Here is a 12,916-nt window from a genome sequence, read left to right as displayed (position 1 = left end):
CGCGGCTGGCCTGAGCGGGCTTACGATTTGCTAAGCCGCGCAGCTTTTTTGAGCAGGTCCCCCGGTTCGACCCCTAATGCGTCAGCAATTTGCCCGAGCACGGTAACGCTTGCTGATACGTCGCCGCGCTCGATGGCGCCGACGTAACGGGCGCTTAAACCCGCGCGCTCGGCCAGCTCCTCCTGCGTCATTTGTAGATCGTGGCGTTTCCGACGCAGGTTCACAGCCATGATCTCTTTGAGATCCATGGCGATATGGGAACTGAGCCGGAACGATCGTTCTAGGAACGATCGTTCCTATTCGTGTCCGAACATGCTATCGACTGTGGCGACGTGACGTGCGCGGCCAAGCTCCGTCGCTGATCCGAACGAATATCCAAGATTCCAACCGGGCAACGGAGGTCTGGATTGCGACCAAACCATGGCGTAGCTTATAGGCGTTCTAAAAGCGGGTATGATGCAGAAACCATCCCTAGATCCAGACGTAGCTGACAGTGCGCCGAACGAGCCGACGTTGACGGCCTATGACGAACAGCATGTTGTCACGTACGTTCGCCTTCTGCAGGCCGAAGGTGAGGGTGCGGACTGGCGCGAAGTGGCTCGAGTGGTCTTGCATATGGACCCTGAGCGAGAGCCAGACCGTGCGCGGAGCGCATATCAGAGTCATCTTGCCCGCGCCAAATGGGTGACCGAACAAGGGCGCTTGTTACGCGACACCGGCTCGAAGTAGAAGAAAATCGCTGGCCGACGACTTGCTGGCAGAACTATTTTCTTTTGCTGAAGGGTGGTCATTCCGGAGCACCACGTGGTGCCAAACTAGGGGCTTCCTACAACCGTCTCGTTCATACCTATTGCGCTGCAATCGTTGTTAGCTGCGTGCAATGGGGCGGAAGCAATGCCTGAATTCGACTGGCGGTCGCCGGATTCCTACAAGAGCCTACAAGACGCCGAAATCACCGACATCGCCTGGGAATGTCTTCGTCGTAACGCGGACTATCGACGCGAGTACGAAGCGATGATCGCAAGCAGCCCAGATGGTGCAGTGACCGGGGAATTCAGGAGGAAATGGGGCATCTGCTTTCGCCCATGACCCGCAGAGGTCCTTCGACGAGCAGACGATCTTTTGGGCGCCTGAGGTTCTAGCGGCGGTCGTTCCGGTGACGGTTGCCTCGGCGACCGATGGCGGTTCGACGTCTCAGCCACTGCTCGACCTTACAGCTGGCCAGGTGCGCCGCGCCGTCGACGGCTGGCATGCCGTTCTGCGCATCGGTGCGATAGATCACCGTGTCTGGTCCAAAGAGCCGCCAGTGCTCGGCGCGTCATACACAGCCGAATTGCCGTTTGATGGCGATTTCGGCGCACGTGCCTATGCAGCCCGCCGGCTGTGGCGCGCGATGAATGGACGCGCGCCAGGGCCTGCATTTCATCAATTATCTAGACAGCGGCGCGAACGCCTGAGCACCGCGATCCGCGCGCTTGATGCGCGTGGCGCCGGCGGCAGTTATCGCGTTATCGCCGAAGCGCTGTTCGGCAAAAAACGAATCCCCGATCGCGCCTGGAAGACCCATGATCTGCGCAATCGAACAATCCGCTTGGTGCAAGGCGGCCTCGCGTTGATGCGCGGTGGCTATCGCAAGCTTCTGCGGCCCGTGCGTAAGGACGAGTAACGCGGTTCTAAGGGGGTGCCGAAAACCGACCTCTCCATATTCGGCATCCCCCTCCGAGATCCTGCTCCTCCATGATGACCGCACACACGCCGGCCTAGCCAGGCGCAGTGCGCTGTCCTCCTGGAGTTCTCAAATGCCCGATCCGATGGCCGGTCTTCCCCCGCGCTTCCTGCGTACACCTGAGGCCGCGCGTTATCTTGGCCTGTCCGGTCGCACGCTCGAGAAGCACCGGACGTATGGTACCGGACCGACGTATCGGAAGATCGGCGGACGTGTTGTCTACGCCGTCGATGACCTGAAGGCGTGGGCGGACCGCGGCGCCAAGACATCGACGTCCGACCCCGGGAAGGGGACGGTACTGCCAGCCAAGAAGCACCCGGTGCTCCGCCCCTATGCGGGCCAGGAACGTCGCTGATTGCCGCGTGAGAACAGTGACCATGCGGCGCAAACACCGTTCCGAGCGCGAGCAGCTTGAGCTCTTCCGGGCGCTTCCCGGCGATCTTGCGCCGCGCGACGCGCAGGATCTGATGGCTTATCCATTCTTTTCGTTGGCAAAGACCAAACGCATTGTGCCGATCGATTTCCGCGCGGGTGCGATCGCAATTCGTGTCGAAGCGGTGCCTGAGCACGGTATGGCGACCATTTGGGATGCGGACGTTCTGATTTGGGCCGCTTCTCAGATCGTCGAAGCCCGTGATGCGGGCTTGAAGACGTCGCGCCTAATGGCAGCAACGCCTTACGAGATTTTGACCTTCGTGGGCCGCGGCACCAGCGCACGTGACTATGACCGCCTGAAGGCTGGTCTTGACAGACTTCAGTCAACGACAGTGCTGACGTCGATCCGCCAGCCGGCAGAACGGCGGCGGCACCGCTTCTCCTGGATCAACGAGTGGAAGGAGACAGCCGATGCAAGCGGCCGGCCATTTGGCATCGAGCTGATCCTGCCTGATTGGTTCTATGCCGGCGTCGTCGATGACGCGCTCGTGCTGACGATCGATCGCGCCTATTTCGAGCTGAGGGGCGGGCTTGAGCGGTGGCTCTACCGCCTCGTGCGCAAGCACGGCGGACGCCAGGTTTGCGGCTGGAGCTTTGACCTTGGTCACCTCCATGCCAAGTCCGGCATCATCTCGCCGCTCAAGCACTTTGCTTACGACGTACGTCAAATCGTCCAGCGCCAGACATTGCCCGGCTATCAGCTCGTGCTCACGCGCGATCCTGATGGCACCGAGCGGCTGAACTTCGCACCTTCGCCGGTTGATCCCCTAACGGCACGCCTGCGCCGGCGCGGACTCATATCGAATTCGGAGGACAACCTGTGAATCCACTCGTGCTATCGGGGACCGCAACCCTCGTGCTATCGGGGACCCGATCCTCGTGCTATCGGGGACCGGAATCGAGCTTAAGAGCTTGGTTCTCCGCGCTTTCCGGCCGCTCTAACTTTACTAACCAGAAATCCTTCGGATTTTTTCTAACGGAGCAGGCCGAAAGCCGCGTTGGCGGCGCTCGGCAACGGCAGTCCGGCAGGCCAGCCTGCCTTTGCAGGCCACACACACTCTCCACCGAGCCCCAAGCTCACGGCTGCCAGCTCCAGCGTCAGGGAGTCGCCGCATGAGCGATCTCACGGAAGTGGAAGTATTGTGGCTCGAGAAGCGCATCGAAAACCGTATTCGGTTCGGTCGTATCGTCAACGAACGCAAGCTTGATCGTCACAGGCGTGTCCTGTCATTCGCGCCCGGCAGCATCTTTGCCTTCGTCCGATGGACGTCGAACGACTTCGGCACGATCATTTCGCGGATCGACATCTTGCGCGCAGTCGCTCCGGGACAGCGCTGCTCGACCGTCCCTTATGTGACTCCCGGCGGAGAGATTTTGCTGCGTCTGTCCGGCTGGCCGAAGGTCGAGCGCGTCCTGCAGATGATCGATGCCGTTGAGGCGCTCGGCATCGATCCGGCTGACGTCGCTCCCGATCACTGGCATCACGTTCACAACCGTCTGTCCGTCAACGAAAACCCGCGCCCCTACACGAAAGCGCGCCATCAGGCCTGGCTTCATCGCCAAAAGGTGATGCGATGACGGGCCGCCTAATGATGCTGGCCGCGACGATTGGGGTTGCTGCTGCGCTCGTCGCGACGATCGTCCTGGAGCCGCTTCCGCTTTACATCTGGAACGCATCCGCGAGCGTGCCGATCGGTCTCTACCGCCTGCGACCGGCGGACCAATTCCATGTCACTGAATTGGTCGCCGTGCAGCCGCCGGAGCCGCTCGCGACCTTCCTCGACCTTAACGGCTATTTGCCCATTGGCGTCCCCATGCTGAAGCGCGTGCTCGCCCTTCCGGGGCAGAGTGTTTGCAGAACTGGCCTCACGATTTCGGTCGACGAGATTGCAATGGGCGAGGCGCGGGACCGCGACGGACGCGGCCGGCCGCTGCCGAAATGGCAGGGCTGCCGCGTCGTCGGCAACGGCGAGCTGTTTCTGATGAACTGGCAGTCGGACGACTCTCTTGATGGCCGGTATTTTGGATTTCTTCCCGCATCTAGCGTGATCGGCCGTGCGATGCCGGTGTGGACGTGGGAGGAGTGATCGTGCGTATTCAACGTGTTCTCCTCGCCGTTCCCTTGTTCGATCGATTGCTGGATCATTCCTCCGTCTCGATCGATGTCTGCAAGGCTGGCGCGAGCGCGACAGCACGCTTGGCTCAGTTGGGCCCGCGCGTTTGTGCTGTCGTACCCCTGATGCTTCTTTTGACCGCGTTCGACAGTGCTGCTTTGGCCCAGAGCGGATCAGCCGCCCAGCCGGCGATCAGTCAGACCGCTCACTCATTTGCCGGCTTCATCAATGAGGCCTCACAACGCTTTGCGATTGCACCGAACTGGATCCGATCAGTCCAAAGCATCGAGAGTGCTGGTGACGTGCACGCCAGATCGCCAAAAGGCGCAATGGGCCTGATGCAAATCATGCCGGCGACTTGGGCGGAACTTCGCGAGCGCTACAATCTCGGGAACGACCCCTACGACCCGCGTGACAATATTCTGGCCGGCACGGCTTACTTGCGCGAACTGCTCGATCGGTATGGCTCGCCTGGGGTGTTTGCCGCGTACAATGCTGGACCAACTCGCTATGAAGAGCATCTCGCTGGCGGCTCTTTGCCAGAGGAGACGCGAGCATACGTCGCAAAGCTTGCAAATCTGCTTGCCATTGAACTGCCGCCGAGGTGGACGTCCAGCGGACAGTCATCAGCAGTCGCGACGCTATTCGTCACGCGATCCAATCTCATGAAAACGCGCGATCGGCTGCCGTCGTTCATGCCGTCCAGCGGTGTCACGACCGCAATTTCGGCGCCCGATGTTTCGCCTATGGTCCCCCGGCCAATTGGCGTGTTCGTCCCTCGATCGGATTCGGGGGTATCGCAATGACCAAGTGTGCGGGCTCGCAAGCCTTCGTGTGCTTCAACGAGCAAGGGGTACGTGCTGATGGCGTATGGGCGATGCCTTCGGCCCGCGCTCTACTCGTCGCTTCGCTCCTCACCGAGCCACCCTTCGGGTGTCTCGGCCCTTCGGGTAACGATCGCTATCGCAAGCGCTCGGCAGCATTAGGGGCTTCGCGAGTTGGCTGCCAAGTCGCGGCGGCTCTTTCGGGATCCGGCGACTGGGAGACCACGACGGTAGGACGGCGAGATAAAAGGGGCTCGCCGGTCGAACCGCAAGCCATTGGCATGGCTTGGGTTCTGGCGTGCCGGTCGGTCGGGGCGCGTGCCGCGCCCTGCATTTTGACGAGTGCAATCAAGGACATTTTCGGCACGGTAGGCGCCTTTGCGCAATTCGAGGCCCGGCCATGACCGTAGGCGACAGCGATCTGCGCGTTCGGCCCGGGAGCATTCGCAGTACCCGCGGGCCGAAGCCGAAGAGCTTCATCAACCAGGTGCTGCGCGCCGCGAAGAAGGCCGGGCACACCTCTAGTCAGTCTGCGGTTGGCAGGCGTTCCACGGCTTATGGGCGCTCGACGTTTGGCCGCGGCAGGCTTGCGTTCAGCCGCAGCCGGTTGTTCAGCCCCACGCGGCGTGTTGTGGTGAAGGCGCGCGTGGTTCGCCACAAGGGACGTGCCTTTCGTTCAGCACCACTCACCGCGCATCTTTCATATCTGAAGCGCGACGGCGTGACCCGGAGTGGTGAACGAGCCGAGATGTTCGATGCCGGCGGCGATCGTGCTGACGCCACGGCTTTCGCGGAACGGTGCAAGGACGACCGGCATCATTTCAGGTTCATCGTCTCACCAGAGGATGCCGGCGACATGACCGACCTCAGGGCTTTCACCCGCGACTTGGCCAAGCAGATGGAAACCGATCTCGGCACGCGGCTTGATTGGGTAGCCGTTGATCACTGGAATACGGACAACCCTCACGTCCATCTTCTCGTTCGGGGGGTCGACGAGGAGGGCGCTGATCTCGTGATCTCCCGCGACTACATCAGCCGGGGCCTGCGTTCACGCGCCGAGGAACTGGTCGCGATTGAACTGGGTCCAAAGCCCGAGCACGAGATTCGCAACTCGCTGGAGAGGGAAGTCACGGCGGAACGATGGACGCGGCTCGATCGGGAGATCCGGCTGGCGGCAGATGAGACCGGCACCATTGATCTTCGCCCGGAGAATCCCGGCAAGCCCGATACGGAGATCCGGCGGCTGATGGTTGGCCGCCTGCAGCGTCTGGAGAAGATGGGCCTTGCCACATCCGCCGCGCCGGGGGAATGGATGGTCGGGCTTGAGGCCGAGCGCAGCTTGCGCGACCTCGGCATACGCGGCGACATCATCAAGACCATGCACCGTGCCTTCACCGAGCGGGGGGAAGCGCGCGGCATTGCCGACTTCGTTATCGAAGGTGGACAGCCGTCTTCCCAGATCATCGGACGACTGGTCGACCGTGGATTGCATGACGAACTGACCGGCGAGGCCTACGCCCTGATCGACGGAACAGACGGACGGGCGCACCACCTGCGCTTCCGAGGCGTCGAGGCTTTCGAATATGCTCCGCCGGCCGGCGGCATCGTCGAAGTCCGACGCTTCGGTCAAGCCGACGATCCGCGGCAGACCGTGGTGCTGGCGATCCGCTCCGATCTCGATCTTGCCGAGCAGGCTACCGCGAAGGGCGCGACCTGGCTCGACCACAGGCTGGTCGAACGCGACCCCATGCCGCTCGCCATGGGCGGATTCGGCCGCGAGACCCGCGATGCCATGGAAGCCCGGACCGAGCATCTGATTCAGGAGGGCCTGGCGGGGCGGCAGGGCCAGCGCATCATCCTGCAGCGCGACCTCCTGAACACGTTGCGCCGACGTGAACTGGACGAGGTGGCAGCAAAGGTCTCGGCCGACACCGGCCTGCCTCGCGTGAATGCCGCCTCCGGGGAGCATGTGGCGGGAACGTATCGCCAGCGGCTGACGCTCACCTCGGGACGCTTCGCCATGATCGATAATGGGCTCGGCTTTCAGCTCGTGCCCTGGTCCCGCGAACTCGAACAGAGGCTCGGCCAACACGTCACCGGCGTCGTGAAGGACGGCGGCGGCATCGAATGGGGCTTTGGTCGCAAGCGCGACCTCGGCCTCTAGGTATCTCGCCAATTCAGTTGCGGAAGGACGCTCGGAATGTCCGGGACCAAAATCCTCTGGGGACAGGTGATCGTTGTCGGCCTCATCGTTTTACTGGCCATCTGGGGAGCCACCGAGTGGACAGCGTGGCGGCTCGCTTATCAACCGGAGCTTGGGCGGCCCTGGTTCGAATTGTTGGGCTTCAAGATTTATTATCCACCCGTCTTCTTCTGGTGGTGGTTCGTGTATGACGCCTATGCGCCTCAGGTCTTTGTCGAGGGCGCCTTCATTGCGGCGTCGGGAACCTTTGTTTCGATCGCGGTGGCGATCGGCATGTCGGTTTGGCGGGCGCGTGAAGCCACGAACGTCGCGACCTATGGTTCGGCGCGCTGGGCCGATGCGAGGGAGGCCAGAGCAGCCGGTCTACTCGGTCCGGATGGCGTGGTGCTGGGCAAGCTCGACGAAAACTACCTCCGCCATGATGGACCGGAGCACGTGTTGTGTTTTGCGCCCACTCGCTCGGGAAAGGGCGTCGGCCTTGTCGTCCCCTCACTGCTGGCTTGGCCCGGCTCGGCCATCGTGCACGACATCAAGGGCGAGAACTGGCAACTGACCGCCGGCTTTCGTTCGCGGCATGGCCGCGTCCTGTTGTTCGACCCGACCAACCCAAAGTCCTCAGCCTACAATCCGCTGCTCGAGGTCCGGCGCGGGGATTGGGAGGTTCGCGACGTCCAGAACGTCGCCGACGTCCTGGTCGATCCCGAAGGCTCGCTGGACAAGCGGAACCATTGGGAGAAGACCAGTCATTCGCTCCTGGTCGGTGCCATCCTCCATGTACTCTATGCCGAGGCAGACAAGACTTTGGCCGGTGTGGCCGCCTTCCTGTCCGACCCGAAGCGGCCGATCGACGTAACGTTGAAGGCGATGATGTCCACGCGGCATCTTGGTGAGCAGGGCGCCCATCCCGTGATCGCCTCAACCGCGCGCGAGCTCCTCAACAAGTCCGAGAACGAACGTTCCGGCGTTCTGTCCACCGCCATGTCGTTCCTTGGGCTTTACCGTGATCCCGTGGTAGCCAAGGTGACCTGCGAGTGCGACTGGCGGATCGCAGATCTGATCGCAGATAGCCGCCCAACGACGCTTTACCTCGTGGTGCCGCCTTCCGACATTTCGCGGACCAAGCCCCTGATCCGTCTGGTGCTGAATCAGATCGGCCGGCGCCTAACCGAGGACTTGCACGCTCGCGACCGCCGGCACCGAGTCCTGATGATGCTCGATGAGTTCCCGGCTCTTGGGCGGCTTGATTTCTTCGAGTCTGCACTCGCTTTCATGGCGGGGTACGGCATCAAGAGTTTCTTGATCGCGCAGTCGCTCAATCAGATCGAGAAGGCCTATGGGCCCAACAACGCCATCCTCGACAATTGCCACGTCCGCGTCAGTTTCGCGACTAACGACGAGCGGACGGCCAAACGCGTGTCCGACGCCTTGGGTACGGCGACCGAGATGCGGGCCATGAAGAACTACGCCGGTCATAGATTGAACCCGTGGCTGGGGCACCTGATGGTCTCGCGTCAGGAGACGGCAAGGCCGCTTCTAACCCCAGGCGAAGTCATGCAGCTTCCGCCGATGGACGAGATCGTCATGGTGGCGGGGACGGCGCCGATCCGGGCGAAGAAGGTCCGCTACTACGAGGATCGGCGATTCACCGAGCGGGTTCTGCCGCCGCCCGATCCGGCGACGGCCCCCCGATCATTGCGAATGGACGGATGGTCAGCGCTCGGAACGCCGATGCCGACGGGAGGTCCAACTGACAAAGCCGCGGAGGCCGAGGAAGACACGGCGAACAGCGGGCTCCGTCGTGAGCCCGAACTCCCCGATCACGTCGCGATCGCCAAGGAGACAACCGAACCGACGCCGGCAGAGGAATTTGCCGCGGTTCTTGACGATGATGAGGATGCGGTCCGCCAGTCGCGACTTATGCGTCAGCAGATGCGCGGTGTCGCCCGTCAAGTCGCCCTAGACCCGAATGACGGTATGGAGCTCTGAGGCGATATGCGCGACCGGATGAACGTCTACTTCCCGCCAGAACTGCTGAAACAGATCTCGGATCTGGCCGATCGCAAGAAACTTTCCCGGTCTGCCATCGTGGAAGCGGCCGTCGCTTCGTTTCTGTCTCCGGACGGTGCGGACAGGCGGGAGGCAGCGTTTATCCGTCGCCTGGATCGGCTGTCGCGTCAGATGCAGAGGCTGGAACGAGACGTGGGTTTGACGGCCGAGACCTTGGCTTTGTTCATTCGTTTCTGGCTGACGATCACGCCGCCGCTACCCAACGATGCGCAGGCGGCCGCGCAAATAAAGGGCAGGGAACGCTTTGAAGGATTTGTCGAGGCGCTGGGGCGCCGTCTGCAAAAGGGGCAAAGTTTTCTCCGAGAAATTCCGGAAGATATCCGCTATCACCAGCCGACCGACGACGCCTGACTGAGCGTCCTGGATACGCTTTTGCGCCGTCCCTTCTTTTTCTACGCCAGTCTACGACCGCAGCAATTCAGCCGATCTGACAAAAAGCTGGACACGCTATCGGCTCGCACGAGCTGAGAGCAAAAGGGGCCAGCATGCAAATCTCAACAGCATGGCGTCGAATCGCGTTCGTTTTTCTCCCTTTTGCCGCCGGATACTATCTTTCGTATCTATTTCGAACGATCAACGCTCTGATCGCCGGTCATCTAAGTTCGGATACCGGGCTTGGGACTGCCGACCTCGGGTTGCTTACGTCGGTCTATTTTCTTGTTTTCGCGGCCGCTCAGATCCCCATCGGGGTATTGCTTGACCGCTTTGGCCCGCGGCGCGTCCAAAGTGTTCTGCTCTTGCTCGCAGCTGCGGGCGCTGGGCTGTTCGCGGTATCGACCAGCTTCCTGTCACTTTTGATCGCGCGCGCAATGATCGGGCTCGGCGTGGCCGCGGCACTGACGGCAGGACTGAAGTCCATCATCCTTTGGTTCCCCAGGGAACGAGTTGCCTTGCTGAACGGCTACATGATCATGCTGGGATCGCTAGGAGCGGTGACCGCTACGACTCCCGTCGAACACCTGCTCGCTTGGATGGGCTGGCGGCCGCTCTTTGAGATCCTGGCAGCTGCTACGGGTGTGACGGCCATTCTCATCTATGTCGTCGTGCCTGAACGACCCATTGTCCCATCAACCGCGCACGCAACCCTTGGCTCCGTTTTCGGCGATCGGCGCTTCTGGCGAATCGCACCTGTGTCGGCGACTTGCATTGGATCAGCCTGGTCTCTGCAAGGTTTGTGGGCATCGCCATGGCTGACAGATGTCGAGGGGCTTGATCGCGCAGGGTTGGTCCGACAGCTTCTTACGATGTCGATCGTCTTGAGCTGCGGTGCCTGGTTCTTCGGTACGACGGTCCATTACATCAAACGGAGGGGAATCGGGACGGAGACGATTCTGGTGATGGTATCAGTTCTGTTTGTCGCAGCTGAGTTGGCCTTGATCTTGCGAGCGCCTCTGCCGTCCATTGTGCTCTGGTCCGTTGTCGCCATTGTCGGAACGGCAACTGTGGCCAGCTTCGCGGTGATAGCGGATTACTTTCCGCCTGAGCTAGCTGGTCGCGCCAATGGCGCCCTAAACGTCCTGCACTTCGGTTGGGCATTTTTGGCTCAATTCGGGACTGGCCTGATCCTGGAGCAATGGTCTGCGAATGGTGGCCATAGGCCCGTCCAAGCCTATCAAGTCGCGTTCGGTCTCAACGTAGCACTTCAGATCGCGGCGCTGCTCTGGTTCGCGCTGCCTTGGGCCGGATACCTAGCTTCGCGGATGAGGCCGATTCCGTTCTTGGTGCCGGCTGATGTTTTCGATCTTGTCGTTTCGGTAAGCTCGTATGAGGATTCGCTCATCCTCCTTCCCGCGGATGACGATGCGGAGTGGTGAGTGGTAGCTCGCCGAGTACAATACGGTTGAGTAGGCCTCAAACATCAGTTCTCAGTCTTTCTTTTTCTACGCTAGTCTACGATCACTGAAGCCGCTTGTTGCGCCAAGTCCATCGGTGCCTTTTCTAATCATCCCCATATGAGGACGCTCGTTGGACGTCCTCATTCGGTGGGGGCGAACGGTGGCAATCCATTCCATTCAATCGGAAGCGAGTTCGCGCGGCGCGCGAATGCTGCGCAGCGCGCTTGGCTCTGCGATTGCCGGCTACCTCGAAGACGAAGCGATCATCGAGGTGATGCTCAATCCGGATGGGCGGTTGTGGATCGATCGGTTGTCGAATGGCCTGATCGACACAGGCGAGACTCTGTCGGCGGCGGACGGCGAGCGCATTGTTCGTCTGGTAGCGCACCACGTAGGTGCGGAGGTGCATGCCGGCTCGCCGCGGGTCTCGGCCGAATTGCCCGGGACCGGCGAGCGATTCGAAGGTCTCTTGCCTCCGGTCGTTGCGGCACCGGCCTTTGCGATCCGCAAGCCCGCTGTCGCTGTATTCACGCTCGATGACTACGTCGGCAGGGGGATCATGACCTCGGAGCAGGCCAAGTTCCTGCAGAACGCGGTCGCCGCACGGAAGAACATTCTGGTCGCCGGTGGGACATCGACGGGCAAGACAACATTGACGAATGCGCTCCTGGCCGAGGTGGCAAAGAGTTCCGATCGGGTCGTGCTGATCGAAGATACGCGGGAGCTTCAGTGCAAGGCGCCCAATCTAGTGGCTTTGCGGACCAAAGATGGTGTGGCCACGCTATCGGATCTCGTTCGCTCCTCGCTGCGACTGCGTCCTGACCGCATTCCGGTCGGCGAAGTTCGTGGTGCCGAAGCACTCGATCTGCTCAAGGCATGGGGCACAGGCCATCCCGGCGGCATCGGCACGATTCATGCGGGTAGCGCGCTCGGTGCGCTGCGGCGGCTCGAGCAACTCATCCAGGAAGCCGTCATCACGGTTCCCCGCGCCCTGATCGCCGAGACCATCGACCTCGTCGCTGTCCTCGCGGGTCGCGGCGCTGACCGTCGTCTCGCTGAGCTCGCCATCGTCACCGGGCTCGGGGCCGCCGGTGATTACAACCTTTCATCAGCAGGAGACTGACATGCGTCAGCAATTTCGCTTTCTTCGAGGTGCATCGTTGGCCGCCTTCGGCGCGGTGATTTTGTCGTCGGCACCGGCGTGGGCGGCTGGCTCGAACATGCCGTGGGAGCAGCCACTCAATCAGATATTGCAGTCGGTTGAAGGTCCGGTCGCCAAGATCATCGCCGTCATCATCATCGTCGTGACCGGGCTCACGCTCGCGTTCGGGGACTCGTCAGGTGGTTTCCGCCGGCTGATCCAGATCGTGTTCGGTCTGTCGATCGCGTTTGCTGCCTCAAGCTTCTTCCTGTCGTTCTTCTCCTTCGGCGGCGGCGTGGTGATCTGATGGATGAACCGGTCACAGGTTTCGTGGTGCCCGTTCACCGCGCGCTCACTGAGCCGATTCTGATGGGCGGCGCGCCGCGGTCGGTCGCGATCGTCAACGGCACGCTTGCGGCAGCCCTTGGGCTCGGCATGCGGCTCTGGATCGCGGGTCTCGTCCTCTGGTTCATCGGCCACATGGCCGCCGTCTGGGCCGCCAAGCGCGATCCCGCCTTCGTCGATGTGGTGCGCCGACATTTGCGCATTCCCGGTCATCTCAACCTCTGAG

General features: G+C 61.6%; 16 protein-coding genes. 15 read left to right on the top strand and 1 reads right to left on the bottom strand.

Features of this window, described 5'->3' with window-relative positions:
• Window positions 1-20: 20 nt before the first annotated feature.
• On the bottom strand, window positions 21-248 hold the full coding sequence (locus GGD65_RS25935) for a helix-turn-helix domain-containing protein (RefSeq protein WP_183237025.1): 228 nt from the start codon (window positions 246-248) through the stop codon (window positions 21-23).
• A 208-nt stretch (window positions 249-456) separates the two neighbouring features.
• Between GGD65_RS25935 and GGD65_RS40315 the strand changes: the two genes are divergently transcribed.
• The 15 genes from GGD65_RS40315 (at window position 457) to GGD65_RS25865 (ending at window position 12,915) form a co-directional block, all read left to right on the top strand.
• Window positions 457-729, top strand: a complete 273-nt coding sequence (locus tag GGD65_RS40315) for a DUF2285 domain-containing protein (protein ID WP_246783409.1) — start codon at window positions 457-459, stop codon at window positions 727-729.
• A gap of 165 nt (window positions 730-894) precedes the next feature.
• Complete coding sequence (locus tag GGD65_RS25930) at window positions 895-1,089, top strand: transcriptional regulator domain-containing protein (protein ID WP_183237024.1); 195 nt, start codon at window positions 895-897, stop codon at window positions 1,087-1,089.
• Between the two features lie 67 nt (window positions 1,090-1,156).
• Window positions 1,157-1,666, top strand: coding sequence for a DUF2285 domain-containing protein (locus GGD65_RS25925; protein ID WP_312017731.1), 510 nt, complete (start codon window positions 1,157-1,159; stop codon window positions 1,664-1,666).
• Between the two features lie 133 nt (window positions 1,667-1,799).
• Window positions 1,800-2,081, top strand: a complete 282-nt coding sequence (locus GGD65_RS25920) for an AlpA family transcriptional regulator (protein ID WP_092295092.1) — start codon at window positions 1,800-1,802, stop codon at window positions 2,079-2,081.
• A gap of 22 nt (window positions 2,082-2,103) precedes the next feature.
• Window positions 2,104-2,985 carry a replication initiator protein A gene (locus GGD65_RS25915; RefSeq protein ID WP_183237023.1) on the top strand — a complete coding sequence of 294 codons (882 nt, stop codon included), beginning with the start codon at window positions 2,104-2,106 and terminating at the stop codon, window positions 2,983-2,985.
• A gap of 289 nt (window positions 2,986-3,274) precedes the next feature.
• Window positions 3,275-3,739, top strand: coding sequence for a DUF2840 domain-containing protein (locus GGD65_RS25910; RefSeq protein ID WP_183237022.1), 465 nt, complete (start codon window positions 3,275-3,277; stop codon window positions 3,737-3,739).
• Window positions 3,736-4,248: a S26 family signal peptidase gene (locus GGD65_RS25905; protein WP_183237021.1), complete on the top strand. Its 513-nt coding sequence runs from the start codon at window positions 3,736-3,738 to the stop codon at window positions 4,246-4,248. The genes GGD65_RS25910 and GGD65_RS25905 overlap by 4 nt, the downstream gene beginning before the upstream one ends.
• A gap of 2 nt (window positions 4,249-4,250) precedes the next feature.
• Entirely contained in the window at window positions 4,251-5,081 is an 831-nt protein-coding gene (locus tag GGD65_RS25900; RefSeq protein ID WP_183237020.1) for a lytic transglycosylase domain-containing protein, read from the top strand.
• A 418-nt stretch (window positions 5,082-5,499) separates the two neighbouring features.
• Entirely contained in the window at window positions 5,500-7,263 is a 1,764-nt protein-coding gene (locus GGD65_RS25895; protein WP_183237138.1) for a DUF3363 domain-containing protein, read from the top strand.
• A gap of 36 nt (window positions 7,264-7,299) precedes the next feature.
• Window positions 7,300-9,288, top strand: a complete 1,989-nt coding sequence (locus GGD65_RS25890) for a conjugal transfer protein TraG (RefSeq protein ID WP_183237019.1) — start codon at window positions 7,300-7,302, stop codon at window positions 9,286-9,288.
• A 6-nt stretch (window positions 9,289-9,294) separates the two neighbouring features.
• On the top strand, window positions 9,295-9,720 hold the full coding sequence (locus tag GGD65_RS25885) for a CopG family transcriptional regulator (protein ID WP_183237018.1): 426 nt from the start codon (window positions 9,295-9,297) through the stop codon (window positions 9,718-9,720).
• A gap of 134 nt (window positions 9,721-9,854) precedes the next feature.
• The gene (locus GGD65_RS25880; RefSeq protein WP_183237017.1) at window positions 9,855-11,183 is read left to right on the top strand and encodes a nitrate/nitrite transporter; all 1,329 of its coding nucleotides are present in this window, start codon (window positions 9,855-9,857) and stop codon (window positions 11,181-11,183) included.
• A 229-nt stretch (window positions 11,184-11,412) separates the two neighbouring features.
• Window positions 11,413-12,327: a P-type conjugative transfer ATPase TrbB gene (trbB, locus tag GGD65_RS25875; protein WP_183237137.1), complete on the top strand. Its 915-nt coding sequence runs from the start codon at window positions 11,413-11,415 to the stop codon at window positions 12,325-12,327.
• Between the two features lies 1 nt (window position 12,328).
• Complete coding sequence (locus GGD65_RS25870) at window positions 12,329-12,652, top strand: TrbC/VirB2 family protein (RefSeq protein ID WP_183237136.1); 324 nt, start codon at window positions 12,329-12,331, stop codon at window positions 12,650-12,652.
• Entirely contained in the window at window positions 12,652-12,915 is a 264-nt protein-coding gene (locus GGD65_RS25865; protein ID WP_179734533.1) for a VirB3 family type IV secretion system protein, read from the top strand. Before GGD65_RS25870 ends, GGD65_RS25865 begins: the two co-directional genes overlap by 1 nt.
• The last annotated feature ends 1 nt before the right edge of the window (window position 12,916 follow it).

It is taken from the genome of Bradyrhizobium sp. CIR18 (genome assembly GCF_014198295.1).
In the GTDB taxonomy this organism is placed as follows: domain Bacteria; phylum Pseudomonadota; class Alphaproteobacteria; order Rhizobiales; family Xanthobacteraceae; genus Bradyrhizobium.
The sequence above is the reverse complement of the archived record's forward strand: the minus strand, read 5'-3'. Positions and strand labels throughout refer to the sequence as shown.

What these genes read in the sequence shown, in the direction of transcription:
- GGD65_RS25935 (WP_183237025.1), bottom strand. Translation starts at nt 248, where the DNA reads ATGGATCTCAAAGAGATCATGGCTGTGAACCTGCGTCGGAAACGCCAC.
- GGD65_RS40315 (WP_246783409.1), top strand. Translation starts at nt 457, where the DNA reads ATGCAGAAACCATCCCTAGATCCAGACGTAGCTGACAGTGCGCCGAAC.
- GGD65_RS25930 (WP_183237024.1), top strand. Translation starts at nt 895, where the DNA reads ATGCCTGAATTCGACTGGCGGTCGCCGGATTCCTACAAGAGCCTACAA.
- GGD65_RS25920 (WP_092295092.1), top strand. Translation starts at nt 1,800, where the DNA reads ATGCCCGATCCGATGGCCGGTCTTCCCCCGCGCTTCCTGCGTACACCT.
- GGD65_RS25915 (WP_183237023.1), top strand. Translation starts at nt 2,104, where the DNA reads ATGCGGCGCAAACACCGTTCCGAGCGCGAGCAGCTTGAGCTCTTCCGG.
- GGD65_RS25910 (WP_183237022.1), top strand. Translation starts at nt 3,275, where the DNA reads ATGAGCGATCTCACGGAAGTGGAAGTATTGTGGCTCGAGAAGCGCATC.
- GGD65_RS25905 (WP_183237021.1), top strand. Translation starts at nt 3,736, where the DNA reads ATGACGGGCCGCCTAATGATGCTGGCCGCGACGATTGGGGTTGCTGCT.
- GGD65_RS25895 (WP_183237138.1), top strand. Translation starts at nt 5,500, where the DNA reads ATGACCGTAGGCGACAGCGATCTGCGCGTTCGGCCCGGGAGCATTCGC.
- GGD65_RS25890 (WP_183237019.1), top strand. Translation starts at nt 7,300, where the DNA reads ATGTCCGGGACCAAAATCCTCTGGGGACAGGTGATCGTTGTCGGCCTC.
- GGD65_RS25885 (WP_183237018.1), top strand. Translation starts at nt 9,295, where the DNA reads ATGCGCGACCGGATGAACGTCTACTTCCCGCCAGAACTGCTGAAACAG.
- GGD65_RS25880 (WP_183237017.1), top strand. Translation starts at nt 9,855, where the DNA reads ATGCAAATCTCAACAGCATGGCGTCGAATCGCGTTCGTTTTTCTCCCT.
- trbB (WP_183237137.1), top strand. Translation starts at nt 11,413, where the DNA reads ATGCTGCGCAGCGCGCTTGGCTCTGCGATTGCCGGCTACCTCGAAGAC.
- GGD65_RS25870 (WP_183237136.1), top strand. Translation starts at nt 12,329, where the DNA reads ATGCGTCAGCAATTTCGCTTTCTTCGAGGTGCATCGTTGGCCGCCTTC.
- GGD65_RS25865 (WP_179734533.1), top strand. Translation starts at nt 12,652, where the DNA reads ATGGATGAACCGGTCACAGGTTTCGTGGTGCCCGTTCACCGCGCGCTC.